27 protein-coding genes, 1 tRNA gene and 1 other RNA gene are annotated in these 26,264 nt (G+C 56.7%); 14 read left to right on the top strand and 15 right to left on the bottom strand.

The genetic code is table 11. The features are described from left to right. From JXO50_05490 to JXO50_05475, 4 genes are all read left to right on the top strand, one after another. Positions 1-2,645: PAS domain S-box protein (locus JXO50_05490; protein MBN2332543.1), on the top strand; the 2,645-nt coding region annotated here is incomplete at its 5' end. 13 nt (positions 2,646-2,658) lie between these two features. Beyond that, positions 2,659-3,462: a substrate-binding domain-containing protein gene (locus JXO50_05485; protein ID MBN2332542.1), complete on the top strand. Its 804-nt coding sequence runs from the start codon at positions 2,659-2,661 to the stop codon at positions 3,460-3,462. Further along, complete coding sequence (locus JXO50_05480) at positions 3,459-5,036, top strand: PAS domain S-box protein (protein ID MBN2332541.1); 1,578 nt, start codon at positions 3,459-3,461, stop codon at positions 5,034-5,036. The genes JXO50_05485 and JXO50_05480 overlap by 4 nt, the downstream gene beginning before the upstream one ends. Further along, complete coding sequence (locus tag JXO50_05475) at positions 5,026-5,223, top strand: hypothetical protein (GenBank protein MBN2332540.1); 198 nt, start codon at positions 5,026-5,028, stop codon at positions 5,221-5,223. Before JXO50_05480 ends, JXO50_05475 begins: the two co-directional genes overlap by 11 nt. Before the next feature lie 161 nt (positions 5,224-5,384). Here the strand turns inward: JXO50_05475 and JXO50_05470 are convergent, their stop codons facing one another. The 7 genes from JXO50_05470 to JXO50_05440 all read right to left on the bottom strand — a co-directional run bounded on the left by JXO50_05470 (position 5,385) and on the right by JXO50_05440 (position 9,154). After that, on the bottom strand, positions 5,385-5,681 hold the full coding sequence (locus tag JXO50_05470) for an isoamylase early set domain-containing protein (protein ID MBN2332539.1): 297 nt from the start codon (positions 5,679-5,681) through the stop codon (positions 5,385-5,387). A gap of 10 nt (positions 5,682-5,691) precedes the next feature. Further along, positions 5,692-5,904 (bottom strand): DUF2905 domain-containing protein, encoded by a 213-nt coding sequence (locus tag JXO50_05465; GenBank protein ID MBN2332538.1) that lies wholly within the window; start codon positions 5,902-5,904, stop codon positions 5,692-5,694. Between the two features lie 34 nt (positions 5,905-5,938). After that, an RNA gene (gene rnpB, locus JXO50_05460) (RNase P RNA component class A) lies at positions 5,939-6,333 on the bottom strand. A 58-nt stretch (positions 6,334-6,391) separates the two neighbouring features. Further along, complete coding sequence (locus JXO50_05455) at positions 6,392-7,129, bottom strand: ribonuclease HI family protein (GenBank protein ID MBN2332537.1); 738 nt, start codon at positions 7,127-7,129, stop codon at positions 6,392-6,394. Then, the gene (locus JXO50_05450; GenBank protein ID MBN2332536.1) at positions 7,026-7,739 is read right to left on the bottom strand and encodes a hypothetical protein; all 714 of its coding nucleotides are present in this window, start codon (positions 7,737-7,739) and stop codon (positions 7,026-7,028) included. The genes JXO50_05455 and JXO50_05450 overlap by 104 nt, the downstream gene beginning before the upstream one ends. 44 nt (positions 7,740-7,783) lie before the next feature. Next, positions 7,784-8,923 (bottom strand): Nif3-like dinuclear metal center hexameric protein, encoded by a 1,140-nt coding sequence (locus JXO50_05445; protein MBN2332535.1) that lies wholly within the window; start codon positions 8,921-8,923, stop codon positions 7,784-7,786. A gap of 158 nt (positions 8,924-9,081) precedes the next feature. After that, positions 9,082-9,154: transfer RNA gene (locus tag JXO50_05440), tRNA-Ile, on the bottom strand. Positions 9,155-9,389: 235 nt separating this feature from the next. On the opposite strand from JXO50_05440, the gene JXO50_05435 reads away from it, so the two are divergent. The 5 genes from JXO50_05435 to JXO50_05415 all read left to right on the top strand — a co-directional run bounded on the left by JXO50_05435 (position 9,390) and on the right by JXO50_05415 (position 14,377). Next, positions 9,390-10,037, top strand: coding sequence for a transglutaminase domain-containing protein (locus tag JXO50_05435; GenBank protein ID MBN2332534.1), 648 nt, complete (start codon positions 9,390-9,392; stop codon positions 10,035-10,037). After that, positions 10,027-10,455 carry a PaaI family thioesterase gene (locus tag JXO50_05430; GenBank protein ID MBN2332533.1) on the top strand — a complete coding sequence of 143 codons (429 nt, stop codon included), beginning with the start codon at positions 10,027-10,029 and terminating at the stop codon, positions 10,453-10,455. The genes JXO50_05435 and JXO50_05430 overlap by 11 nt, the downstream gene beginning before the upstream one ends. Continuing rightward, positions 10,445-12,193 (top strand): adenine deaminase, encoded by a 1,749-nt coding sequence (locus tag JXO50_05425; GenBank protein ID MBN2332532.1) that lies wholly within the window; start codon positions 10,445-10,447, stop codon positions 12,191-12,193. The genes JXO50_05430 and JXO50_05425 overlap by 11 nt, the downstream gene beginning before the upstream one ends. Before the next feature lie 111 nt (positions 12,194-12,304). Continuing rightward, the gene (locus JXO50_05420; GenBank protein ID MBN2332531.1) at positions 12,305-13,660 is read left to right on the top strand and encodes a hypothetical protein; all 1,356 of its coding nucleotides are present in this window, start codon (positions 12,305-12,307) and stop codon (positions 13,658-13,660) included. A gap of 3 nt (positions 13,661-13,663) precedes the next feature. Further along, the gene (locus tag JXO50_05415) at positions 13,664-14,377 is read left to right on the top strand and encodes a dienelactone hydrolase family protein (protein ID MBN2332530.1); all 714 of its coding nucleotides are present in this window, start codon (positions 13,664-13,666) and stop codon (positions 14,375-14,377) included. Between the two features lie 82 nt (positions 14,378-14,459). Here the strand turns inward: JXO50_05415 and JXO50_05410 are convergent, their stop codons facing one another. The 6 genes from JXO50_05410 to JXO50_05385 all read right to left on the bottom strand — a co-directional run bounded on the left by JXO50_05410 (position 14,460) and on the right by JXO50_05385 (position 19,543). Beyond that, positions 14,460-15,176 carry an MBL fold metallo-hydrolase gene (locus JXO50_05410; GenBank protein ID MBN2332529.1) on the bottom strand — a complete coding sequence of 239 codons (717 nt, stop codon included), beginning with the start codon at positions 15,174-15,176 and terminating at the stop codon, positions 14,460-14,462. A 2-nt stretch (positions 15,177-15,178) separates the two neighbouring features. Next, positions 15,179-15,871: a (2Fe-2S)-binding protein gene (locus tag JXO50_05405; GenBank protein ID MBN2332528.1), complete on the bottom strand. Its 693-nt coding sequence runs from the start codon at positions 15,869-15,871 to the stop codon at positions 15,179-15,181. A gap of 8 nt (positions 15,872-15,879) precedes the next feature. Then, positions 15,880-17,823, bottom strand: a complete 1,944-nt coding sequence (locus JXO50_05400) for an SLBB domain-containing protein (protein ID MBN2332527.1) — start codon at positions 17,821-17,823, stop codon at positions 15,880-15,882. Further along, positions 17,798-18,358, bottom strand: coding sequence for an NADH-quinone oxidoreductase subunit NuoE (gene nuoE / locus JXO50_05395; protein MBN2332526.1), 561 nt, complete (start codon positions 18,356-18,358; stop codon positions 17,798-17,800). The genes JXO50_05400 and nuoE overlap by 26 nt, the downstream gene beginning before the upstream one ends. 70 nt (positions 18,359-18,428) lie before the next feature. Then, entirely contained in the window at positions 18,429-19,106 is a 678-nt protein-coding gene (locus tag JXO50_05390; GenBank protein MBN2332525.1) for a hypothetical protein, read from the bottom strand. 11 nt (positions 19,107-19,117) lie between these two features. Beyond that, positions 19,118-19,543 carry a MarR family transcriptional regulator gene (locus tag JXO50_05385; protein ID MBN2332524.1) on the bottom strand — a complete coding sequence of 142 codons (426 nt, stop codon included), beginning with the start codon at positions 19,541-19,543 and terminating at the stop codon, positions 19,118-19,120. A 293-nt stretch (positions 19,544-19,836) separates the two neighbouring features. Here JXO50_05385 and JXO50_05380 point away from each other — a divergent pair, with 293 nt between their 5' ends. The 4 genes from JXO50_05380 to JXO50_05365 all read left to right on the top strand — a co-directional run bounded on the left by JXO50_05380 (position 19,837) and on the right by JXO50_05365 (position 22,468). Continuing rightward, complete coding sequence (locus JXO50_05380) at positions 19,837-20,484, top strand: helix-turn-helix transcriptional regulator (GenBank protein ID MBN2332523.1); 648 nt, start codon at positions 19,837-19,839, stop codon at positions 20,482-20,484. 40 nt (positions 20,485-20,524) lie between these two features. After that, on the top strand, positions 20,525-21,370 hold the full coding sequence (locus JXO50_05375; protein MBN2332522.1) for a hypothetical protein: 846 nt from the start codon (positions 20,525-20,527) through the stop codon (positions 21,368-21,370). A gap of 61 nt (positions 21,371-21,431) precedes the next feature. Beyond that, positions 21,432-21,833: an acyl-CoA thioesterase gene (locus JXO50_05370; GenBank protein ID MBN2332521.1), complete on the top strand. Its 402-nt coding sequence runs from the start codon at positions 21,432-21,434 to the stop codon at positions 21,831-21,833. Continuing rightward, positions 21,830-22,468, top strand: a complete 639-nt coding sequence (locus tag JXO50_05365) for a class II aldolase/adducin family protein (protein ID MBN2332520.1) — start codon at positions 21,830-21,832, stop codon at positions 22,466-22,468. Before JXO50_05370 ends, JXO50_05365 begins: the two co-directional genes overlap by 4 nt. Before the next feature lie 227 nt (positions 22,469-22,695). Here JXO50_05365 and JXO50_05360 read toward each other — a convergent pair whose 3' ends face one another. After that, a complete protein-coding gene (locus JXO50_05360) occupies positions 22,696-23,367 on the bottom strand; it encodes a DUF3786 domain-containing protein (GenBank protein MBN2332519.1) in 672 nt (223 codons plus the stop codon). A gap of 181 nt (positions 23,368-23,548) precedes the next feature. After that, positions 23,549-24,742, bottom strand: coding sequence for a ChaN family lipoprotein (locus tag JXO50_05355; protein ID MBN2332518.1), 1,194 nt, complete (start codon positions 24,740-24,742; stop codon positions 23,549-23,551). Between the two features lie 151 nt (positions 24,743-24,893). Here JXO50_05355 and JXO50_05350 point away from each other — a divergent pair, with 151 nt between their 5' ends. Next, positions 24,894-26,210: an MFS transporter gene (locus JXO50_05350; protein MBN2332517.1), complete on the top strand. Its 1,317-nt coding sequence runs from the start codon at positions 24,894-24,896 to the stop codon at positions 26,208-26,210. The last annotated feature ends 54 nt before the right edge of the window (positions 26,211-26,264 follow it).

Genomic DNA, 26,264 nt, shown 5'->3' with positions numbered 1-26,264 from the left:
TTTTGCAATTCGTGTCTGCCAAGGGGCCCCACCTCTATCTGCTTGCCGCCTTGACATTTTGGACGTTGCTCATCGCCTCACTGACGGCATTCCACTACCATGGCCACCAGCAGCTCCTTGTCAATACCGCCATTGACATCGCCAGGGACACCTTCAACAAGGAAGCCGCCTATCGATGCTGGACAGCTGATTTCGGCGGTATCTACGTCCAGATACCGGAAAACGGAACGGTTCCACCAGCGATTGCGGTACTGGACGACCAGGAACTCATAACAACATCAGGCGTCCGCCTGGCCTTTATCGATCCGGTTACCATGACTAAAATGGTGCATGACTTCGCCGGCCGGGAGTTCGGCTACCGGGGACACATCGCCAGCCTTAACCCCCTGAATCGGAAAAACCACCCTGATGCCTGGGAGAAACAGGCTCTCCAAGCCTTTAAACAGGGCAAGGCGGAGGTTATCGAGGTCCTTTCAATCGAAGGAAAACCCCACGTACGCCTGATGCGTCCGTTGGTCACCGACGAACGTTGCCTGACCTGCCATGCCGGGCAGGGATATAAAGCCGGTGATATTTGCGGCGGGGTCAGCGTGGCGGTATCGATGACCCCAATGGTTGCCGACCTGCTGGCCCATTCCAAAAAAGTGCTGGGCACCCTCTCCTTCATCTGGCTGCTGGGGTTGGTAAGCTTTTTCTTCATGTTTCTGCAGTTCCAGCGCTATCTTCAAACACAACAAAAGACCCGGGAAGCCCTGCAACGACGGGAAGCAACCCTGATGAGCATTTTCCGCACCGCACCAACAGGAATCGGGGTGGTCATCAAGCGAATATTCCAGGAGGTAAACGAGCAATTCTGCACCCTGGTGGGCTATTCACGGGATGAGCTGATCGGCAAGGATGCGCGCATGGTCTACTTCACCCAGGAAGAATATGAACAGGTGGGCAGGAAACAGGAACTGCAGTTCAAGAACCTGGGAACCATTTCTCTGGAAGCCCGTCTGCGGCACAAAGACGGACATTCCATCAACACCCTGCTGAGCATGACCCCCCAGAATCTTGACGACATTTCAGCCGGCATCACCTTTACCTTCATGGATATGACAGAAATCAAGGAGGCCGAAAAAAAACTGGTGGCCGGTGAAAGAAGATACCGGGCAATGATGGAAGCTATGCATGATCCTCTCTTCATCTGTTCAGAAGATTATCGGATAGAGTATGTCAACCCGGCGATGGTTGCCCTGCTGGGATACGATGCCACAGGGGAATTATGCTATGCCGCCATCCATGGGTTCAAAAAGCATTGCCCATGGTGTAAGGGGAAGCAGACCTCCAGCGGAAAACATTTTGAATCAGAGATTGTCAGCCCCAAAGACAACCACTCCTATCATATCTCCCATTCTCCCATCGTCAATGATGATGGTTCTGTTTCCGACATGATTATTTTTCGGGACACCACCGAAGTAAAGCGGCTGGAACAGCAGCTGCTGCAATCGCAGAAAATGGAGGCCATCGGCCAGCTGGCCGGCGGCGTGGCCCACGACTTCAACAACATCCTCACCGCGATCAGCGGCTATGCCCAACTGGCCTTGGGACAGATCAAAGAGGACAGCAAGCTGTGGTCTTACATCAACGGCATCGAAAAAACCGGCGAACGGGCGGCCAGGCTGACTCGGCAGTTGCTGGCCTTCAGCCGCAAGGAAACTATTCTGCCCGAAACGGTCCATTCACAGACGTTGATCCCGGGTCTTGAGAAAATGCTTCGCCGGCTGATCAGTGAGGACATTCACCTTGATGTCACCCTGGACAATGAGGCTGCTCCCATCTATGCTGACCCGGGACAGCTGGAACAGGTGATCATCAACCTGGTGCTGAACGCCAAGGATGCCATCAACAACAGTCAATCAACCCACAAAACCATTGCCCTTGCCTCTTCACAGGTCTGCCTGGATGAAGACTATGTTGCCGATCATCCGGGCAGTGTTCCAGGCTGGCATCTGCAGATTGAGGTCAGTGATACCGGCTGCGGCATGGACAACGAGACTATCAGCCACATCTTTGAACCGTTTTTCACCACCAAGGAACGGGGGAAAGGCACCGGCCTCGGCCTTTCCACCGTCTATGGCATTGTCAAGCAGAACAACGGCAGCGTCTACGTTGACAGCAACCCCGGCCACGGATCCCGGTTCACAATCAACTGGCCGATCATGGCAGGGGAAGAGCCACCACCGCAACAGGCAGAAAAACCGACGGCTGCCGGCGGCAGCGAGGTCATTCTGCTGGTTGAGGATGAAGATCAGATCAGGGAGATCATCAGTCTGCAGTTGCAGCAGGCGGGCTATACCGTTATCACCGCAGCCAACGGTCAGGAGGCCCTTGAAAAAGCTGCCTCACATGAACAATCCATTGACCTGTTGTTTACCGATCTCATTATGCCGGGGATCAACGGCGAAGAACTCAGCAACAGGATGCTGGCAATCAATCCTGAGATACGGACTATCTTCACGTCAGGCTACACAGAAATGGCGTCCTTCAAAGAGATCGAATTCCTGAACAAGGAAAATTTCATCAATAAGCCGTACACGATTACTGAGGTCAAAAACAGAATCCGCCATCTGCTGGATGGCAGCAAACCATCCGCAGGATAAGAAGCCATAACCAATGCAACGCACCAGAAGAACACCAACCATTGCCATCGTTTTCATGGCTGTACTGGCAATCATCACCAGCGGCTGTGCAAAGCCCTTTGATGAGGATGAGGCACAAAAGGAGCTGTTGATCTACTGCGGCATGACCATGATCGAGCCGATCAGAGAGATTGCCGACCTGATGGAAAAAGAAAACGACTGCGTCATCAAGATTATTAAGGGGGGCTCAGGTGAACTCTACCGCTGCCTGAAAGCCAATCAGCTGGGGGATCTCTTTCTGCCGGGCGCGGAGTCGTATATTGCCGCCTGCGCCGATGAAGGGCTGATTGCCGCCACCGCCCCGGTGGGCTACAACCAGGCCGCCCTGATGGTCCCCAAGGGCAACCCCGGCAAGATCACCGGCGACCTTATTTGCCTCACCGACGAACGCCACCGGGTGGTACTTGCCAATCCGGAAACCGGCAGCATCGGCCGGGAAACGGCAGCCATCCTGAAAAAAAGGGGAATCTACGATGCCGCCTACCAAAACGCCATCTTTTTGACCGTTGATTCTAAGGATCTGGTCAAAGCCCTGCGGGAGGGCAGTGCCGACCTGACCATTAATTGGCGGGCAACCACCTGCCGGCAGGAAAACCGCTCCATCATGGAGGCAGTTGCCATCAAGGCTGACTACGCAACCCCTGAACGCCTGGTCCTGGGACTGCTTTCCTGCTCGGCATACCCGGAGATAGCGAGACAATTCATGGATTATTGCACCTCTCCAGCAGGTCGGAAAATTTTCAAAAAACACGGTTTCCTGAACGGTGTCCAACCATGAGTGACGAACAGCACAAACCAACGGCAAAAAAACGCAGGCAAACCATCATCCCACTGTTTTCTCTGCTCCTCGGCATTGTCCTTGCGGGCTATCTACTGCTGGTTGCCGGCAACGTTTATCTGCTGGATATTGGAACCAGGTTCAAGCAGCGGGTGCAAAACCAGGAAGACCGTCAGGTTATCAGTGAATGGATCGTCAACGACCTCAAAGAGGTGGAAAGCGGTTTTTTCCAGATGGCCACCACTATCCACCCCCTGGCCCAGCAGCTCTGCCGGCAGAAGATGGAGGCCAAGATCGATGAAATCAGAACCTTGCTGGCCGTCATCGAAAAAGGCGGCGACTATGCCAGAACCATACCACTCAATCTACCGGCCATCGATGCCATTACCACCTCCATCAGCTATGTTCCCATCGGCCATCAGCTTTACAACCTGGAAATCATCAGCCTGAGGCCAAAACTGCAGGAGTTCGAACAGCAGATCAATAAACTGGCCGGCCAGCTGGAACAGCGCTACCTTTACATGCTGGCCGACAAGCAGCCTGAACGGCTGCAGACCATCGACAGCATCAAGACACTCCTCAAGGACTTTGCGCCTTTTTTTGCCCGGGTCACCGAGGATGCCAACCAGCTCCTCTACAACAGCAACAAAAGACTCAAGGAGGTGGAGATCTACAGCGAAAAATGGCATCGGCATTATCACCGGCAGGCAATCATCTTCATCGCTCTGGTGGTCATCTCGGTCCTGGTGATCAGCTTTTTCCTGCTGCGCAAGGCAGTGATCATCAACCGCCGCCTGCGGGATGAAATTGTCAGCCGCCGGCAACTGGAAAAGGAGCTGCGGGAGCATCAAAAGAAGCTGGAAAAAACGGTACAGGAAAGGACTTGGGAGCTGGAACAGGATATTGCCGCCCGCAAACAGGTTGAGCAACAGCTGCGGCAGACGTCGAGAGAGCTGGAAGCCATCTTTGCCAACAGCCAGGTCGGCATCATCCTGCTCAAAGGAGAAAGGGTTCTGGCCAGGGGCAATCGGCGACTGGCGCAAATCTTCGGCTATGATTCGGTGGACGAGATGATCGGCATGAGTTCGCGCCAGCTGCATCTCTCCCAGCAGAACTTCGAGGAGTTCGGCGCCAGGTTCTATGACCAGATGGTGGCCGGCGAACAGCTACACGTTGAGTATCAGCTGAAAAAGAAAAACGGCGAGCCGGTCTGGTGCCTCCTTTCCGGCAAAGCTCTCGACCCCAGTCCAAATCCTGATTTGGCCGCCGGCGTCCTCTGGGTGATTGGCGATATTACCGCCAGCAAGCAGGCGGCCGACGAACGGGAACGGCTGATTGGCGAACTCGAACAATCCCTGCGGGAAGTAAAAACCCTCAGCGGTCTGCTGCCCATCTGCGCCTCCTGCAAAAAGATCCGCGACGACCAAGGCTACTGGAACCGGATTGAATCATACCTGGAGCAGCGCACCCAGGCGGAGTTCACCCACGGCATCTGCCCGGAATGCACGAAAAAACTCTATCCCGAACTCTACGACAGTGACGACGATGCAGAAAATGGCGATCATGGAAAATAATCGCTGCAGACGCTTCAACCATCATGCCGCCAGCAACCCCGGGAATCACCCCCATGTTGACCACCAGGACATCATCAGCACCACTGGCTTTGTTACCCCTGCCCTTGAAACAATGGGGGAACATGTCCGAAGAATGTGCATCAGCGAACTAACGGGCATCATTCAGCTAAAAATGATGGCCCTATAACAACCCCATCTTTATTGCCGTACAGTAAAGCCGCCGCGAATCGAGAGTCGTCACGGTGCGCCAGCCGGTTTTCAAGGCGTTTTTGTGCCCGTTGGTGCGGATCCAGCAAGCCAGGCTGGGAACCCAAGGTGGAGGGGGCGCATCAGCGCCTGTTTCCCCCCTTAGACCCCGACAATGAAATCCTCGCTGCCGAAGACATTGAAAACATAGCCGTCCGCCTGGCCGTCATTCTCCCAGCGGTCGCCATCCAGCAGATAGCGGAAGCGGTAGTTATGGCCGGCAGCCAAGGAAATGGTAATACTGAAGCAGCCGTCACTCAGGCACTTCATCGGATTGGCAGCCACATCCCAATCATTGAACTCACCGCAAAGAGCCGCGGTAGCAGCCCCTACCTCAGCCGGCAACCGGAAGGTAACCCGGCATACCCTGCCTGTTTTGGAATAGCTTTTCCTGATCATCAGACCCTCCTTAACGGCGAAACAGATAGAACACCAGGGACACCAGAATACTGACAATAATACAGGTTGTCAGGGGGAAAAAGAACGTTGTCTCATCTTTTTTGATAAGAATATCTCCCGGCAACCGACCAAGAAATGGAATCTGGCCGGCAAAAACCAGCACCAGGCCAAGAACAGCCATGCAGAGACCGGCAGCAAGCAGCAGTTTACCCAGACCATGCAGGTGATTCATCATCGTTCCTCAAAAGATCAAAACGTACCGGAGCAGACCTGTAAGCCGAATTCTGTTCTCCTCCAAAGGAAGAGCGATGACCATTCATCTAGGATTGCGGTCGCCCGCAACCTCAAGCAACCTACCCGCTCTACCCGGCTGCTGCCTTCAGGCGGGCCGCCTGCCATCCATTGCTGGATAAATAGAGCCTATTTGGTCTTGCACCGGGTGGGGTTTGCCGAGCCGCCGATGTCACCACCGGCGCTGGTGAGCTCTTACCTCACCGTTTCACCCTTACCCCGGCCGGGCCGGGGCGGTTTGCTTTCTGTGGCACTTTCCTGCCTGTCGCCAGGACTTCGCGTTACGAAGCACCCTGCCCTGCGGTGTTCGGACTTTCCTCCCGCACCCACGAAGGATGCCGGCGGTCATCCGGTCTACTCCGGCACATTTACCACACAAGTATAACACAGGAAAAAGGGAAAGGGAATCGGCGGCACAACTATTTTTTCAGCACCGCATCAATGGCCTGATTGGCCAGGGCATCAGCCAGCTGATTGTCACTGCGGGGAATATGGACATAGGAAATCCGGTCAAAGGCCGCTGCCAGCTTTTTCACCGCCAGCACCAACGGAATGAGACGTTGATTCTTCACCCGGTAGTGGCCGGTCAACTGGCGGATCATCAGTTGAGAATCGGCACGCACCTCCAATTCCCGACAACCAAGTTTCTGCGCCAGCTGCAGCCCGTCAATCAAGGCATCATACTCGGCCTCGTTGTTGGTCCGCTCACCGAGAAAACGTTTTCCCTCGCGGACCACGGTACCATCGGCAAGGGTCACCAGATAGCCGGCCCCGGCCAAGCCGGGGTTTCCCCGCGAAGCACCATCGGTAAACAGAATCGTTTTCTGCCCGGCGACCAGAACCGCAATATTTCGGTCATCGTGCCGGGGTCCCTCCTGTCTTTCGGTACCGACCTGCGACTCCGGTGATCCCGGCGTTTCCGGCAGAAATGTCCGCAGCAAGGCAACCAAGCGCTCGGTGGTCAGCCCGGGAAGGGCAGCGACGGTGGCAGAAAAGCTTTTGGTTTCCACCAGTACCTGCAACGCCTGCAGTGCTTCATGCTGAATGGCCGCTTCAGTCCTGTTTTTCCGGTTCACAGAACATAATCCGCTGGCAGTTGGGACAATTGAGGATATCCTCGCCTTTAAGAAGATTGATATAGACTTGGGGAGGGACATTGACGTGACAGCCCATGCATGTCCCGTTTTCAACCCTGACCACCGCGTTGGCAAAACGGCCCCGTATACGATTATAACGAGCCAGCAGCCGATCATTAAGGACATCAACCACCGCCTGGCGCTCCTGCGCACAGCCATTTATCTCCTGGTCAAGTTCAGCCGTCCTTTGAGCCATGCTGCCTTCTTGGACGGCAACGACTTCCTGCTTGTCCGCCAGTACTTTTGCCTGGTCATCAGCCTTACTCTGCAGCGTATCAATCTCTTCCATCAGTTCGAGGAGAGCGGTTTCCTGGATATTGATCTCTTTCTCACAGGTTTCAATCTCTTTCAAGGCGGCAAAATATTCTTTATTGGTTTTAATCTGGGACTGTTTTACTTTTGACTGCTTGACCATCTCCCGCAGCCGTTCAATCTCGTGCTGAATCTTCTGTCGATCGAAACGCTTTTTTTCAATCTCTGCCTGCAGGCCGGTCAGCACCTGTTCAAGCTCGGCCACTTCCTGTTTCAGCTGGGCCAGGGCGGCCCCAAACGTATCCTGCTGCGCCCGCAAGGTTCCAAGAGTGAGATCAATTTCCTGCAACCGCCATAAAGACTGAATCTGGTCTTCCAAAATAGTTCCTCCTCAACCAATTGTATTACTTTTTTCATGTTCTTTTACCATCCCTGGAAAGGATCACTTTCCCGGGCACACACATCAACCTTGATCTGCCCATCATCGCGGCGGCGGAGAAAACGCCGGAACTCCTCCTGCATGACTGTCAGAACTGGAACTTCGGTGGCATAATGCCCCGCATCGACCACCGGCACGCCCATCGCTTCCACCAGACGGGCATCATGGTATTTCACATCGCCGGTCACATAAAGGTCAACCCCGGCAGCCACCGCCGACTGGTAGAGGGAAAACCCGCTGCCGCCGCATACGGCTATCCGCTTGACCTGCCCCTCCTGGCGCTCACCACCCGGCGCTCCGGCACCAATAACCCGAACCCCGGCAAGAGCCAGCTTCCCCTTAATCAATCCTACTGCCGCCCCCAGGCTCATGGCATGAGGAAATTCACCAAGCCGTCCAAGCCCCAATGCCTCGCCCGTCTGCTCCAGGGCATAGACATCAAACGCCGGGGATTCATACGGGTGGGCATCCAGCAAGGCGGCAATGACCTGTCCCAGCTCATACTCCTCGACGCTGACTTCAAGGCGGAATTCCTCCACCTCGTTCATCTCTTCTACTTCCCCGTAATAGGGGGTTGCTTCGGCCATGGGATAAAAGGTACCGGTACCGGCGCCGGCAAACGAGCAACGGCTGTAATGGTTGATTTTCCCGGCACCGGCAGCAAAAACAGCATCGGATACCTCTTCGAGATTTTCCGGCGGCACAAAGACTACCAGCTTATAGCGGGCAACTTCACTGGTGGGACTCAAGACCTTGCAGTTGATCAATCCCAACAGGTCCGCAAGGACGTCGTTCACGCCGCCGGGAATCACATCCAGATTGGTATGGGCTGCATAAACACTGATCCCGTTGGTCAACGCCGCTTGGACAACCGTACCGGGAAACTGGTCGGCACGAATGGTTTTGACCGGTGTCAGCAGCAGCGGATGGTGAGAAAAAATAAAATTGGCCCCCAATTCTTGCGCCATAGCCACCACCTCAGGGGTCACATCAAGGGCCAGCAGAATGCCCTTCAGGGGCCAATGGGGATCGCCCAACTGCAGGCCGCAATTATCCCAGGCCTCGCTGTAGCGCAGCGGGACAAGCTCTTCAATAAAGGAGATCAGCTCCCCATGGGTGGTCATCCCTCGTTCCCTTACCGCCGGAATAAAAAAAGTGCACCCTGTTTTCGGGTGCACTTTTACTTCTCAGATGTCCGCCTCTGCGGAGGGGTGCTGCTCCTCCCGTGGTCCGCAAGACAATTTTTCTTGAAATATACCATCATCCACTGCAATAAAGCCGATGGGCCCACCTGGGTTCGAACCAGGGACCTACCGGTTATGAGCCGGTGGCTCTGCCAGCTGAGCTATGGGCCCGAACAAAGAAGATGAGAGGCTAACTCCATTTCTACGGTTTGTCAAGGGAAAAGTAGATCTTTGCCGGCCAGAAAAAGGTAGCAAAAACGCGAGAATGGCACACCAAATTCTTGACATCTGCAACTGGCACCGGTATGATGGCACAAAATAAAAATGTGTTTTACTAACTTAGCATGAACATGGCCACAGCATTGAATCCATAACCGAAAAGGATAAAATCATCCCGTCATTGACCATGGAAGAATATCTGCAGCCAACCTATTTTTTTGATTGCGACCACCCGGCGATCATGGCACAAGTTCAGCTCTTAACCGGGAGCCTGGATGCTGCTATGGCAAAGGCCAGGGCGCTGTTTCTTTTCGTCCGGGATGAGATCCGCTATAACCCCTACACCTTCTCCACCAGGCGGGAAAACTACCAGGCCCATGCTATTCTGGCCCGGGGCAAGGGATACTGCGTGCAGAAGGCGGTTTTACTGACCGCCCTCTGCCGGGCTGTCGGCATCCCCACCCGACTGCTGCTGGCTGATATCAAAAACTATCAGGTTCCCGGCAACCTGATGGAGGTCATGCAGACGAACATTTTTCTCTGCCACGGCTATAACGAACTGTGGTTGAATAACCGGTGGGTCAAGGCTACCCCCACCTTTGACCGGTTCATGTGCCAGCGGCTGGGGATCAATCCGGTTGACTTCGACGGCAGCCGGGATGCCGTCTTCGACCTGCACAGCAAAGACGGCAAACTGCATATCGAATATATCCGCCACCGCGAACCATTCAGCGACCTGCCTTTTGAGCAGATTATGGCCACCTATGAGGAAAAATATGGTACCGAAAGGCTTGAGCGTTGGCAGGAAGCAGGAAGAGACCATTATGATCAATGACGATCTCCGACACACCGCCGCGGCTGCAGTTGGCCAAGAGCCATTTGCCCGCCTCTTCAACATCCAGCTGGTTGACTGCTCCCCCGGTTACGCCCTGGTGGAGATGACCCCTACCTGTGAAACCACCAACCTTTTCAAGATGGTGCATGGTGGGGCAATTTTCGCCCTCATCGATGAAGCGTTCCAGGTATCCTGCAATACCCACGGCACCCTGGCGGTGGCCCTGAATGTCAACGTCACCTATCTGCGGGCACCGGCAGTGGACGTCCCACTCAGGGCGGCATCCCGGGAAGTATCCCGCAATCCCCGGATTGCCACCTACCATATTGAAGTCACCGACAACCATGGCCACCTGATTGCCAGCGCCCAGGCTACCGCCTATCGGAAAAAAGAGAACAATCTGTTCCATGCGTCCTGAAGCAATCTCCCAAGCAGTTCATACCGCGCTTGGTCATGAACCGGCCGACCTGATCATCACCAACGGCACCCTGGTCAATGTGTTCACCGCTGAAGTCATCCCCCGGACCGCAGTGGCCATCAGGGGGGAACGGTTTGTGGCGGTTGGTGAGCTATGCGCCGCCGTCAGGGGCGAACAAACGAGGGTCATCGATGCCGACGGTGCCTATCTGCTGCCCGGTTTCGTTGAAACCCATACCCACATCGCCAATGTTTTCCGCCTCCATGATTTTGTCCGTCTGGTCCTGCCCCGGGGAACCACCACCGTGGTCACTGAGGTGACCGAGCTGGGGAATTCTCTGGGCGCCGCCGGCGTCAGCTGGTTTCTTGAGGAAGCCGGTCGGCAGCCGATGAACATCTTGGCTACCGCCCCTTGTTTTTCACCCCCGTTTCCGGAACTGGAAACCGTTCACCCTTTTTCGCTGGCAGAATACGCCAAACTCTTTGCCGACCAACGGGTCGTGGGCATTGGCGAAGCCTATTGGCCCCGGATCATTGATCCGGATGAACGGACGCTGGCATTGCTGTCCTTGGCCTGGCAGCACAACCTCCCGGTTCAGGGACATTCGGCCGGTGCCCGACGGGAAAAACTGCAGGCCTTTGCGGCGGCCGGCATCTCCTCCTGCCATGAACCGATCACCGCTGAGGAAGCCTTGGAACGGCTGCGCCTGGGGCTCTACTTGATGATCCGGGAGGGAAGCATCCGCCAGGATCTGGAAGGGGTTGCACCCATCAGGGAGATGATCAATGATTTCAGGCAGGTTTCCATCTCCACCGACGGCGTCACCACCTCCCGGCTGCTGACTGAAGGACATCTTGACGTTATTGCCCGCAAAGCGGTAGCCCTTGGTTTTTCGCCGGTTACCGTGGTCCAGATGCTGACCATCAACGCCGCGGCTGCCTTTGGTCTCCGTGACCTGGGGGCGATTGCCCCCCATTTCCGCGCCGATCTGCAAATCGTCCCCGACCTGGCAACATTCTCACCTTCCCTGGTGGTGGCCGGCGGCCGGATCGTCGCTGAAAAAGGCTCCTTGCAAGTTTCTTTGGAACCCTATATCTACCCCGAGGCTGCCTACCATTCTCTGCCCCTGGCCCCGGTGACCGCAGACACTTTTCATTACCCGTCCACCGGCAGCGAAGCTAGGGTGCGGGCCATCCGGCCTGAAATCGGCAGCATGGTCACCCACGAAGAGCGTGTCACCCTGCCGGTGATCGACGGCAATATCGTTCCTGACCCCCAGCACAGTATCCTGAAATACGCCATTGTCAATCGCCATGGCCGACAGACAATCAGCATAGGCTTTCTCGCCGGCACCGGCATCAGGCGGGGTGCCGTAGCCTCAACTTTGAACTGGGAAGCCTACCAGCCAACCGTTTATGGCGCTAGTGAGGCTGAGATGGCCACAGCTTTCAACCGACTGCTGGAACTCCAGGGCGGCATTGTGGTGGTCGAGGGGCAAACTATTCTGGCCGAACTGCCGCTGCCCATCGGCGGCATTTATGCCGATCTGCCGCTGGAAGAGATCAATACACGGGAGGAAGCGATCGAAAATGCCCTGAAGTCACTGGGCTCAGAGCTGGACAATCCCTTTTTCCACTACCAGACTCTCTCCTTCACCGGCCTTCCTTTTCTGCGGCTGACCGACAAAGGTCTGTACGACGTCCGCTCCAGAAAGACCCTGCCGGTCATCCTTGATTGATCCACCCTTGACAAACAGCTGTTCAAAAAAAGACTCAACAATCACAACCGCAACACCGACAACCCATAAAGGCAACGATACTGTCCGGCAGAACAGCGGAGGAGGAAACAGATGAATTATACTGAGGTTGCAAAAAACATCAGCGAAGCCATGCTACGGGGTGAGGTTGCTCCCTGGAAAACTGAAGAGAAAGCGCTGGAGGCAGGAATTGGGGCGCCGGATACGTTCATCGTCGGCACCCTGGCCCGCCGCTTTTTTCTCGAGGCCAAAAGCGGCGTCGCGTTTCATCATCTGGTGATGCCGGCAAAACCCTACAGCATTGAATACCGCTGCCCCCGGGACAACAGCCACTGGATGCTGGCAGCCGGCGACGATTTTACCCGCTGCGGCATGTGTGACACCCCCTTGGCGCCACTGGTTGACGGCAAAACCAGCTATCAGCCCCTGGTAAACAACTATATCGGCGGCGACGAGGACTATTTCAGCTATGCGGGCGAAGTGGCAGTCGGCGGCGACGTCAACAAAACCTTCCAGAACATCCTCTGCTATGGTCCCGGTGTCGGCCATCTGGGAATCAGCGTCGGCTGCTTCCAGCTCAACAAGTACGGGCCCGTGGAGATCAAGGTTGCCGATTGGGCCGGTGCCGCCCGCAACCTGGCCTTTGTCTTTGGCACGGAGAAGGAGCGGGAAAGGGCCAGAAAGCTGATCAAGGACAACCTGGATGGCATCATCACGCTGATGACCGGGGATTTCCTGCAACCCTTTGCCGGTCAGGTCTACAATGTCGATTTTCTCGACAAGCAGCACCATGGCGACCGGATTCTGCACTGCTGCTTCTACACCCGGTTTACCGAATATCGCGGTCACGGCTGCACCTCGAAAGCGGTGGGCGGTGCCAAAAATTATATTGACAACCTGTTCAAAGAACACCAGATTGCCTGCCGGCTGTCAGTCATCGGCATGGGCCGTGACGGCGATCTGAAACCTTCACCACGCAATCGCCGGGGCCGCTACGTCTCCGCCCAGCAGCGGATACCCATCAAGGAGTATGAACAGAATATCGGCCGCCCCATTGATGATTTCCTCTCCTACATCGAGCTGGACCGCCAGGGGGTCCTGGAAGAAACCGGCTGGCCGGCTTACAGCGGCATGGGCGGTGAAATCATTCCCGCTTTCTACCGGACAATGAAAAACAACCCGCGCCCCTACCTGGTTTCATCGCTGCAGAAGGTCTATGTGGAAACCCGTGGCGACGAAATGATTTTCGGGGTTGAACTCCCCAACCTTGAGGTGGGATTCCCCTCCGGCCCGGAAGGCATCGTCCCGCCCCTCTCCCGGGAAGTGGCAAAGGTAGCCGGCATTGAATGTTCCAAGGATTTTGCCGCCGCCTGCGCCGCCATCACCCTGGGAGGCGAGTTCAACTTTGCCACCCTGCATATCAAGGAAAAGCTGTATACCGGCAGGTAGCTGATGACCAAGACCACGATCATCAAGAAAAATGTCGTCATTCCAGCCGGGGAGATCTCCATCCCCGGTTTTTTTTGCCGGCCGGAAACCGGCGGACCGTTTGCCGCCGTCATCGTGTTTCACGGCACCGACGGTTTCCAGCCACAGCACCGGGAACTGGCAGCCACTCTGGCCCGGGAAGGCTACGCCGTGCTGGTGCCGGAATGGTTCGGCGATCAGCTGCCCCGGCGGCGGAGCTGGGACATGCTGCCGCCGGAAGACTTGGCCGCCATGGGCGGCTGGATAGGAGCGGCGGAGGCCGTAGATGACCGGCACCTGGCCCTGCTGGGAGCCAGCCGGGGCGGCGGTCTGGCCCTCTATGCCGGCACCGTTATTTCAGGTGTGCGGACGGTCGTCAATTTCTTCGGCCTCACCTGCTGGCATGGCGGCATGGACAGTTTCAAACAACTGCCGCTCAACTCCGACGACCATCTTGATTTTCTCAGCCGGCTGCCCTGTCCGGTCATCTCATTCCATGGCAACCGGGATACCGTTGTCCCGGTGGAAAACACCTATCTGCTCGATAACGCCTGCCGCCGGCTGGGAATCAAGCACCCGTACCATATCTATCCCGGCGTTGATCACTCCTTCATCTGGCCCGGCAACCGGCGCTACCACCCGGAAGCCCGCCGGGATTCCTGGACCAGAATGCTGGCTTTTCTGAAAAAACAGCTGTAAAGGTGATAAAGAAGGAAGAGGTATCGAAGAGTGTTGGGAAGGTGTCTATGACCAGGCTCAAAGAGGTGCTGGACGCCTGGAGTCAGACCTCCAGCACCACGCCGCAGCCGCCGGCCAACAGGTTGTCGCCCCAGGCACAACGAAAGGCCGCCAGCGCGTGGCTGCCAGTACAGTGGCTGGGAGCCAGCAGTTCAACCTTCTGACGCTGGAGAGAAGAAGATGCACGCTCAATGTCAGCCGGACCGGCTGACAACAGGTGAAATCCACCCATAACCAGCAGCGGCGGCTGCGAAAAGATCGCCGCCGCCTTGTCGACCATCATGGCAATTCCCGGGTGGGCACAGCCGGTGATCAGCACCGGCCCTCGCCGATGGGCAATCATCAGCCCCTGCTCAGGGATCTCCTCCCCCAGGGGACCGGTACTGAATACCCCTGGAAAAAGTTCCTCACAGTCATGCACCAGGCGCACCGGCACCTCACGATCTATCAGGTCCCGCTGAAACAGGGGAGAAAAGCTCGCCGGCAGAACAACCGGCAGCTGCGGCTTGACGGCCAGCAAGGCTGCCAGACCACCGGTGTGATCCCAGTGGTCATGGGATAAAAAAACGGCATCAATCGTCTGTGGATCGATGCCGAGTTTTTGCAGGTTATGAAGCAGCACGCGGCCATTGGCCCCGGTATCAAAAAGGATTGTCAGGCCCTCACCGGCAACCAGACAGGCGAAACCCCAGTCGGTGGTCAGGTGGGGATCACCCGCCACATTGTTGTAAACTACCGTCAGACGGACTTTCTCAACCACGTTCAACCACGGGCTTTGGCTTTGGCCGCCATTTTGCGCAGATGTCGGCGGCGATCGTCCTTAAGGTTGAGAGCACCAACGGGACAGATATCGACACAAGCCTGACAGTCGAGACAGGCATCGCCCTGCCCTTCGTTCTGGCTGCCGAAAAATGAGATCACCGTGTTGAAACCCCGGTTGGCAAAGCTGAGGGAAAAATCATTGCCCTGCTGTGCGCAGACATAGACGCAGCGACCGCAGAGGACACACTTGTTGGGTTCGTAGACGATGCAGGGATGATCCTCGATAACCTCCGGCAGGTCCTTGGGCAGATGGCGCAGCCTCTTGGTTCGCAGGGGCATGTGGAGAAACTTGGCAATCCGCTGCAGTTCACACCGCTTATTGGCCATGCACATCCGGCACTGCCCCTCGTTGGTGCAGACCAGCAGGCGGAAAGCCATCTTCTGGAGTTTCTGCACCTCGTCCGTATTGGTATGCACCACCATCCCTGCTTCCACCTCCAGGCTGCAGGATGGTACCGGCCCCGGACGGCCTTCGATTTCCACCAGGCACAGGCGACACGATGCCGGCGGCTGGTCCATACCCTCCAAATAGCAAAGATTGGGGATATAAATGCCGTTGTCAAGGCAGGCCTGCAGCAGTCTGGTTCGCCGGGGAACGGTAATTTCCAGGCCATCAACGGTTATGGTCACCATCTCGTTCATTATTGCTCCTCTTTGGTCTCAACCAGCGGTTTGATTCCCTGGTCCGGAATCATCCCGGGCGGCGATACCCGGCGCACCGCATCATACTCCGGCGGACAGGCATAGACACATTCGCCGCACTTGACACATTTTTCCTGGTCGATCGCCTTCTTGCGGTTGCTGGTGGTAAAAATCGCTTCCGTCGGGCAGCAGGCCACGCAGGCGTCACACCCCCGGGCACAGGCTTCAAGATCAATGTAGAAGGCCGTCAGCGCCCGGCACATCATTGCCGGACAACGCTGTTCATGGATGTGGGCCAGATACTCATCAGGGAAAAATTTGAGGGTGGTCAACACCGGATTGGGCGCTGTTTTCCCCAGGCTGCACAATGATCCCTTGATGATCCCCTCGCTGAGGGATTTCAGCTCCTGCAGGTCATCATCACTACCAACACCTTTGGTGAAATCCTCCAGAATGGCCAGCAAATGGCGGGTGCCGATGCGGCAGAAGGTACATTTGCCGCAGGATTCCTTTTGAGTGAAATCAACAAAGTAGCGGGCCACCTCCACCATGCAGGCATCGGCATTCATGACCACCATACCGCCGGAACCCATCATGGCACCGGCCTGTTTCAGGGAATCAAAATCAATGGCGGTTCCCAACTCGCTTTCCGGCAGACAGCCGCCGGAAGGACCGCCGATCTGGACTGCCTTGAACGGCTTGCCATCCTTGATGCCACCACATACTTCATAGATCAGGTGCTCCAGACTGACACCCATGGGAACTTCCACCAGTCCGGGATACTCCACTTCACCAACCACCGAAAAGATCGCTGTACCGGGAGTTTTTTCCGTACCGATGGTTTTAAACCAGTCACTGCCTTTGCTGATGATGGCCGGGACAGTGGCCAGGGTTTTGACATTGTTGATTACCGTCGGCAGACCATCCAGCCCCTCGACCGCCGGATAGGGAGGCCGGTACTGAGGCATCCCCCGATGGCCCTCGACAGACTGAATCAGGGCGGTTTCCTCACCGCAGACAAAGGCACCAGATCCTTGAAAAATTGAGATATCAAGGCTGAAATCCGTGCCGAGGATATGGTCGCCAAGAAGTTTCTTTTCCCGGGCCGCATAAATCGCCTGCTGGATTGTCCGCACCGCCAGCGGATACTCCGCCCGAATGTAGAGAATGGCCCGCTCAGCCCCCACGGCCAGCGCGGCAATGGCCAGCCCCTCCAGCACCTGGTGGGGGTTGCTTTCCATCAGCGTCCGGTCCATGTAGGCTCCCGGATCACCCTCGTCACCGTTGCAGATCACCACCTTGGGCTGCTTTTCCGCATGGCGGGCAATCTCCCACTTGATGCCGGCCGGGAACCCGGCACCGCCCCGGCCCCGCAGGTGCGCCGCCTTGACCTCATCCACAACCCATTGGCCGCCCTGCTCCAGCGCCTTGGCCAGGGCCTGATAGCCGTCCAGCGCCAGATAATGATCGATGTTTTCCGGATCGATACGACCGCAGTGAGCCATAATCACCCGTTTTTCATACAGATAACGGGGGTAGTCCATCAGGGTCGGAAACATCTCATTGGGTTCCAGAGCCCCCAGCAGATATTCAAAGCAGGGATCTTCGCCGGCCTGGAGAAATGAGTTTACCAGCACCCGCGCCTCGCCGGCGCCAATCTTCTGGTACATGAGCGGCGGAAATCCTGGATAATGGATAATCACCAGGGGTTCGGCATAACAATGACCCAGGCAGCCAACCGTCCTGATTTCGGCGGCAATTCCCTTGTCCGCCAACGCCTGTTCAAACCCTTCGATGGTCTCCTGGGATCCGGCTGCCCGGCCGCAGGTGGCATGACCCACATAAATGACCGGAACATCAGAATCCTGCAGGGCGTGCCAGCTCTCCTTGGCCGGTTGCCGCAGACGATCTAACTGTTCACTGGGTGTCGGATTCTGGTTCATGCTTTTCCTTCGCTCGCTCAGCTATTTCGTTCTGGATTTCAATCTCGGTAATAATCCCCTCAACCTTACTGGGGGTCACGTACGACTCGGTTTTTTCCCCCACCATCACCACCGGCGCCAGGGCACAGCAGCCGACACAAGCAACCCGCTCCAAACTGTATTCCCGGTCCTTGGTGGTCTCCCCTTCGGCAATGCCAAGCCGGCGGCTGAAATTTTCCAGGATAATCTCCCCGCCCTTCACATGGCAGGCAGTACCCAGGCATACCTTGAGAGGGTGACGGCCCGGCGGGTTGAAACGAAACTGGTTATAAAAGGTGGCAACCCCGTACACCTTTGAAGCCGCCATCTTGAGATGTCGAGCCACCAGGGCAATGCCGCCCAGCGGCAGGTAGCCATGGGTGCCCTGAATATGCTGCAACAGCGGAATCAGCTGGTGTCTATCGGTAGGCATCGCCGGCAGAGCCGCTTCAATGGCAGCCAGGATCTGCTGTTCCTCCAGATCAATTTCCTGGTCATGGTCACATCTATCTGACATCGATAACCTCTCCCCCAATCTTTTTCAGCAAACCGCCAACCACCGTGCAGGACATGCCATTCGCTGACCATCAGCCCCGGTCGGCAGCACCACAGCAGAAACAGGCAAAAAGAGAATATTCAGCCGCCGCTTCCAGATAGTGCCGACAGGCTTGCGTCAATCGTTCCAAGTGTTGATCTAAGACGAGCAGTTGATCCTCGATCTCAGGCCTTCCCCCGGCGCTGATTGCCGCCAGGGTTTGGTATATCCATAAAAAATCGTATTCCGGCCCGATGACCGACTCGTCACCGTCCACCACCTGCAGCAAGTCGGCGCGGATAGGTGGGCAGATAAAATTAATGCACAAAGGCCCCTTCAGATCTCCCAGCAGACACCCTTCGGCGCCAAAATAGCGGCAGTGTTCACCATGAAGCCGCGCGCCGGTTTCCCGGCTGATCAGCTCATAGGTCGCAGCACTCGTTCGCCGGGCAGCGACAACCTTCTGCCGCTCCACCTGGAGAAGATCGACCAGCCCATCGGCAAGCCGGGAGGGATCGGTCACCCCCTCCAGCCGGAAAATATCGCCGGCCCCTCGATGACAGCAGCCGGGGAACACCCCCGAGCGCAGTTCATAGGCCATACCGCCGCCCGGCACCCGGTCCATGACCTGCTGACAGTGGCGGCAATAATCAGCCACATGGTCGGCAAAAAACCGGTTAACCCGCCGGCAGAGGTCACGATAGCAGTATAAACGTTCGGCGCTATCCATGGCAGAAACAATCAGCCGGCAACCACATGGTCATGAATGCGTATCAGCAGCTGTTTCAAAACCCTGACCTCTTCATCATCCAGATCACGGGTCACCCAGCCCATGAAACAACTGCCCACCTCTTCTATCTGGCCGAGGATAGCCGCACCCTTGCCCGTCATTGAGACAACCGAATAACGCCGGTCATGGGGAACCAGGCGCCGCTCAATGAAACCTTTCTCCACCAGGCGGTCAACGGTCCTGGTTACCGTCGGGTTCTCCAGCGCCAAAATTTCGGATAACTCCTTCTGGGTCAGGGGACCCTTTTCCGCCAGGGCCATCATGGCACACCAGGTGGCAGCAGTGAGCCCATGCACCTCCAGCCGGAGGTCAAAAGCCCTCTTCAGGCTTCTGGTCAGGCGGTTGGCAAGAAAATAGGTACAGTCATGAAGTTTCATCGACAGCGGTCTCCGGAAAAGGTTATTGCTTAGCTAGCTAATTATCTCTGCATTGTCAAGTTTTTTCACCCGGCAACCATGTAAAAAAATACACATAACCAAAAAATAACTTGCCAAGATAAAGAACAACCATCTATAATCACTGAAATCCGGCAACTGAATTTGCCAACTGCGCACTTTGCGTCGGGCGCACCTCTTGCTCCGGTCAGTTCCATGCCGGCCGGCACAAGGCTGGAGGCATTCACCGGAAACATAATCTCATGGCGTCATTACGGCAGTAAGGAGAATGAACAATGATCCCCACAGACAAACGCAACGATTATTACGAAAAATATTTATCTGATCTGTCCGATCATTTCGACCAGAGCAAAGAGCAGAAAGCCCCCATCCATGTTGGTGAAAAAATCCGCCACCTGCGGGAAAAACAGCGTCTGACGCTGGAGGACCTGGCCGAGAAAACCGGCTTCAAGGTCGAGATGCTGGAAAACATTGAAAAGGAAGCCATTACTCCGCCGCTGGGAACCATGATGAAACTTTCCCGGGCCTTGAATACCCTGATGAGCTCCATTATCAGTGAGAAGGCCGGCAACAAGACCTACAGCGTTCTGCGGGCAAAAGATCAGAAGAGCGCCCCCCTGCCCCTGGGAAAAGTCAGCGACCACAGCTACATCCCCGTTGGCACTGACCTGGAAGACCGGCACATGGATCCTTTCATCGTCAAGCTGAACCCGGTGAAAAACAAGACCTTGGCGCCGGCGGTTCACGAAGGAGAGGAATTCATTTATGTCCTGGACGGCGAAGTGAAGATAACCATTGAAGAACATGAAGAAATTCTTTCCATGGGAGATGCTTTTTATCTCAAATCAACCGCACCTCATCTGGTAACCAGCAATACCGACCAGCCGGCAATGATCATGGCTGTTCTCTACAGCGGCTCATAAGGGCCGCTGAGCGGCTGTCGGCAAGCAGCGGCATTTCCCCATGTTCCGGTCTTCATCTCTCTGTTTCCCTGACGGCGGCAAAAGTTGTTTTGCCTGTTGCCCGCCCATCAGGGATCCGGAAGCCGACGCCCTCAATCAGCTGGACAGGAAAAAGGAACTCTTTCGCCGCAACCGCCTTGATTTGAATAAAAATCTGAACCAGGCAGGTGAAATTTACGGAGATTCCTGCTGGGGGTTGGGTTTTCTTGACGACGGCGAGCACCAGGTCGGCTGTCTCCTGCATCCATACCAAAACGGTGGTACTGATCTGCGCAGTTTGACCGGCTACCAGAGCAAGTGTGCCGGCACCTTGTGTCTTGAAGCCGTTACCTTTTCCCGGCTGAATCCTGTCCAGCAGCGCTTCTACCTGACCTTGGCCGACAACCTTGATTCATTTCACTATTCCAGTCGCCGCCATAACCCCCTGATGAAGATTCTGCCCTGGGGAACCATGGTACTGGCAAAAATCTTCGACCAACAAAAGGGCAAACTGGGAACCCGAGAAAATTTTGCCGCCTGCTACGGATTTTTCTGGCAGCACCTTGACTACCGGCTCGATGGCTGGCTGATCAATGAGTATCTCAAGCGCCGGTCAATTGCTGATCTGGCAGCGGATCACCAAGCATACCGCTGCCTGAGGCAACGGCTGCTGCAGCAGTACCGACCTGAAAACAGCACCCCGACACCCCACGCCACGTCGGAGCCGGTCCATCGGCTGGCCATTCCGCTGGAGCTCTCCCGGCTGTTAAAGTTCGGCTTTGATCTCTGGCAGGGAACCGCTGCCGAGGTCAGCCGGCTGCAGGCAATCCTGCTGGCGGAAATCGATCGATTTGCGACCCGGAAGTGAACGGTTGCTGCTCCGTGAACCCTGACCGTGGTACATTCGGCATCATCAATAAGGAATACCCATGATTGAAATCACCGTTCGCTCAACCCACATCGACATGTTCGGCCACGTCAACAACGCCACCTACATCGAGTTTCTGGAATGGAGCCGCGTCCGGATGGCCGAAGACCATGGCATCGACCTGCTGGCCCTGGCCGCGGAGGGAATCGGCCCGGCAGTGGTCCACCTGGATATCAACTACCGCAAGGAAAGCCGGATGAACGATGTGCTGCTGGTGGATGCCAAGGTGAGCGAAATCAGGAATGATAAGGTGGGTGTCATCACCCAGACCATCACCAACAAAAAAACCGGCGAACGAGTCTGCGATGCCCGGGTGACCTTTGTCATGTTCGACCTGCAACGGCGGAAAAGCATTCCCATGCCTGAATCCATGAAGGCTATGGCTCCGGCGATGCAGCAATGATCCAGAAACAGTCTCTTCAGCTGCTCTGCGAGTACGGCCGACGGCTGGCAGCCGACCGGCTGACCACCGGCACCGGCGGCAACCTGAGCATTTTTGACCGGAAGCACGGACTGACGGCCATCACCCCCAGCGGGCTGCCCTATGAGCAGCTGACCCTCGGGGAAATCAGCGTCATCAACCCTGACGGCAGCCTCCGGCAGGGAAAAGCGCCATCCAGCGAATGGCCCATGCACCTGGCGATCTACCGGGCCCGCCCCGACATCAGCGCCATTGTCCACACCCACTCCCCCTACGCCACCACGTTTGCCGTCCTGCGGGAGGAAATTCCAGCCTGCCACTACCTGATTGCTGTTACCGGCAGCAACAGCGTCCGGGTCGCCCCCTACGCCACCTTCGGCACCGAAGAACTGGCCCGGCAGGCGGCTGCCGGCCTGGCCCGGGATAACGCCATCCTGCTGGCCAATCACGGTCTCCTGGCCATCGCCCCGGATATCCACCGCGCCTACACCATTGCCCTGCACGTTGAGGAGGTGGCAAAACTGTACTACCGGGCCCGGGCAATCGGCACCCCGCAAATCCTCAGCCAAGAAGAGATGCGTCAGGCCCACGAACGCTTCAAAACCTACGGCCGTTAATTGACGGGCGTTCCAGCTGCTGCGTTTGTCGGGAACCTCTTCCCGCTGGAGGCAAGCAGGGAAGGGCAGGACCTGAACCAGCAAGCTTTTCCCCTGAAAATTCTCAGTGGTGAGGTAGAGGCCTGTCCCCAAGCGGTTTTGGCCGCCTAACGAATCACCTGGATGGTGATTCGCGGCGGACGCCTTGGAGCCGGCCACGTCGGAACAATAATCCCCAAAAATGGTTTTTACGGCGCCGCCATTTTCCTGGCCACCACGTTGCCCAGCGCCCAGATGACGTCAAGGGCAAAGAGCTGCTCAATGCTGCGGTCAAAGAGATACATGGCCCGGGCGGCAAACTCCTCGTCTTCCTCCCAAAGGGCGACAATCCACGTCAGGCCGGGATACCAAGAAAACGCTAGCCCATACTCCCCGTAAGCGGCCGGCTGGCCTCCCACTGCCTGCCCCAGGGTCAGAAAGGCCGCCCCGTCGCGGGCAAAGCGGCGGCTGATAAGAACCGAGGCCATCACATGGGGACCACGGAAAAAGGTCGTGCCGCCGGTGAGATGCTCGGCACTCACCAGACCGGTCGCCGGCGGCAGCTGATCATGGCGGACGGCATAACCCAGGAGACCGAGGATAACCAGACCCTCCTGGTAGGTAAGGGGCTGCTGGCCGGCAAGGGGAACCATCCGCTTTGCCGCGGGAACAACCAGTACCGGCTGGCCCCACCAGGGCAGTTCAATGCCTTCCCTGGTCACGGTCAGGTGGGGAAAATTCCCCTGTCCGCGCGCCAGCAGCATTTCCGCCTCCTGCCACCAGCCGGAATTGAGCTGGTCAAGACGACAGTACTGGCGATTATCCTCCGGATCCGCCGGCCATTGGGAATCAGCCATCATGCTACCTTCTTGTTTTTTCAAAAAAATCGATCCTGGACAATTATTGCCCTGACAACCAGCCAGGAAGTAGTTCCAAGCGGTTTTGGCCGCCTAACGAATCACCTGGATGGTGATTCGCGGCGGACACCTCGGAGCCGGCCATGAATGGCCGGCGACAATGAGCGGGAACTACTCCCTGGCTGATTGTTTTCGGAAAAAAAACTCAGTTCGACCTGAACTCAACGGTAACCTCAAATTCCTGTCCGTCGCGGCTGAGGATAAGCCGGCAGCGGTCACCGGCTTTTTTCCCCAGAACGGCAAACTGAACATCAAGGCTGCGGGATACCGGCTGACCGTCGATAACGACGATCAGGTCTTCAGCCTGGACACCGGCACGAGCCGCGGCACTATCCGGCTGCACCGCCGCCACCTTCACCCGATCTTCAAGGTCACTCAGATGGACGCCGAGGCGAACCTGGTCATCCTTCAAGTTACGGTAAGGCACACACCAGAGGTAGTCGGCAACATAGAGGGGGAGAGAGGGGAAATCCACCTCCATCAACTGCCGCTCATTTTCCACCAGTGCAGCAGGGGTGGTTGACGCAACAATGACATAGGGCCATTTGCACTGCCGCAGAACCTTTCGGGGAACGCCGAAACCGTAGGCCGAGTGAAAACCTCCAGTAATGACCACCATCTTTTTATCCCGGCCGGCATCGCTGTCCAGGTAACTGACCAACGATTCAGCCATCGTCTCCTCCCAGAGCAGCTGCATGGCATAAAACAACTCCAGGTGCCCATGGTCATGGCCGCTGAACATGGCGGCCAGCGCCTCTTTCTGATAGGGGTCATCGGGTTCGGGATAGCTCCCCCCGAGCAATTCCCGCCGCTCCTGGACCAAAGACATCCTTTCAGCCTTGCTGACGTTGATAGCCAGCAAAGGGATGTGGTTGCTCCTGATAAATTCCAGCAGTTCACGATAGTAAGGAAAATCCAGCACCCCCCAATCGCGGCCAAAAACCTCCAGAAATGCCTTCTCATCCAGCTCTCCCGCCAGCCAGCGGTCGATCTCCTCCTGGCTCTGGCGGCCGAGCATCTCCATGCCCACCGCCAGCCGGCCGGGAAAGCGCCGCTGCAGTTCCCTGATAATCTTCAGCTCCAGCCGGTGATCATAGATATTATCATGGGCTTCGCCAATGTAGAAAAGCCGGTTGCCGGCCGTCAGGTCAAAAAACTCCGCCTCACTGACGCTGAGACCGGTGGGCACATGGATAATCTCACCGCGTTCCAGCTCTGCCGGGTTCCGGTAGGGAGACCCGGCGGGCACCCCGCAGGACTCCATTGTTTTACAACCACCCATGAGAATCACAATAAACAGCACAAACAGCAGACATCGCCGGCCATTGCACACCATCATTATCTCCATATCTGACAAACGGGAAAAAGAAGTTCAACATAATCATTGCCACAATCCTACCGAAACTGATAGACACCAACAACAGATAACCGATGACCCCATTAGGGACCGCCACCAACGGCTGATTATAACCCACCAGAACGATTTCGCAATGAAAAAGTTGCCCCGCCACCTGCCCTTTTATTACGGCTGGATCATCGTCGCCGTTTCTTTTGTAACCCTCGGTCTCTCCTTTGGCGTCTGGTACTCCTTCTCGGTCTTTTTCGTCGCCATCATTAAAGATTTTGGCTGGAACCGCAGCGCCACGGCAAGCATTTTCAGCCTCTTCATCATCAGTCACTATCTATGTGCCATGGTCGCCGGCATCATGGTCGACCGCTACGGCCCCCGCTGGCTGATTCCTGCCGGCGCCCTCTGGCTGAGCATTGCCCTGTTTGCCGTTTCCCGGGCCACCACCCTGCCGCACTTTTATCTCAGCTACGGCATCGGCGCCGCGGCCGGGGTCAGCTTTATGGGTTTTGTCCCCCATGCCGCCCTGCTGCCCCGTTGGTTTATCCGCCGCCGGGGGCTGGCGGTCGGCATGGCCATGTCCGGCATCGGCCTGGGTATGCTGCTCATCCCGCCGGGGATGGAACATATCATCGCCAGCCATGGCTGGCGGGCCGCCTACCGCGTCCTCGCCCTGCTGATGCTGGTGGCCATTCCCCTTAATATCCTCCTGCAGCGCCGGGATCCCCGGCAGGTGGGCACCGTACCGGATGGCACCCGGGCACCAGCGCCGGCAGGCAGCCCGGCAACCCGGAGCAAAAGAATGGTTGTCCTTGACCATGACTGGGCTGACACCAGCTGGGATGCTGGGAAAGCCCTGCGCACCCGACGGTTCTGGCTGCTGGCAGCGGGTTTCTTCTTCGGTCCCTTTGCCATCCAGGGGACCCTGCTCCACGCGGTAGCCTGCCTGATCGACAACGGCATTCCTTCCCGACAGGCGGCCGCTGTCCTGGGCATCCTGGGCATCTGCGGTTCCGGCGGCAAAATCATCCTCGGCTTCCTGGCCGATCGCTGGCAGCGGGAAACCGCCAACAGCATCGGTATGGCGGCCGCTTCTCTGGGCATCATCGCCCTGCTGGCGGTACAACAGCAGCCACAGGTATTCGCCTACCTTTTTGCAGCCTTCTTCGGCCTCGGCTACGGCGCCGCAGCACCGCTCTTTCCCTCGATCGCCGCCGATCTCTTCCAGGGCCCCACCTTCGGGCGGATTTTCGGCCTTCTGTCACTTTTTCTCGGCCTGGGAGGTGCCGCAGGCGCCTGGGCGGCCGGCCGGGTTTTTGACGTCACCCACAGCTATGAACCGGCATTCCTGGTTATCATGACCGCCCTCTGGCTGTCATGCCTGGCTTTCTGGCTGGCAGCGCCCCGGAAAGTCCGGCGGATTCTGCCCACTGGTCCCTTGGACCAGGAAACCGGATAGCACCTTGCACTTCTCCTGAGTCCATGTTATTCAGGAGCTAACACGCCACCATTC

Source organism: Candidatus Anaeroferrophillus wilburensis (assembly GCA_016934315.1).
Classification (GTDB): Bacteria; Desulfobacterota; Anaeroferrophillalia; order Anaeroferrophillales; family Anaeroferrophillaceae; genus Anaeroferrophillus; species Anaeroferrophillus wilburensis.
The sequence above is the reverse complement of the archived record's forward strand: the minus strand, read 5'-3'. Positions and strand labels throughout refer to the sequence as shown.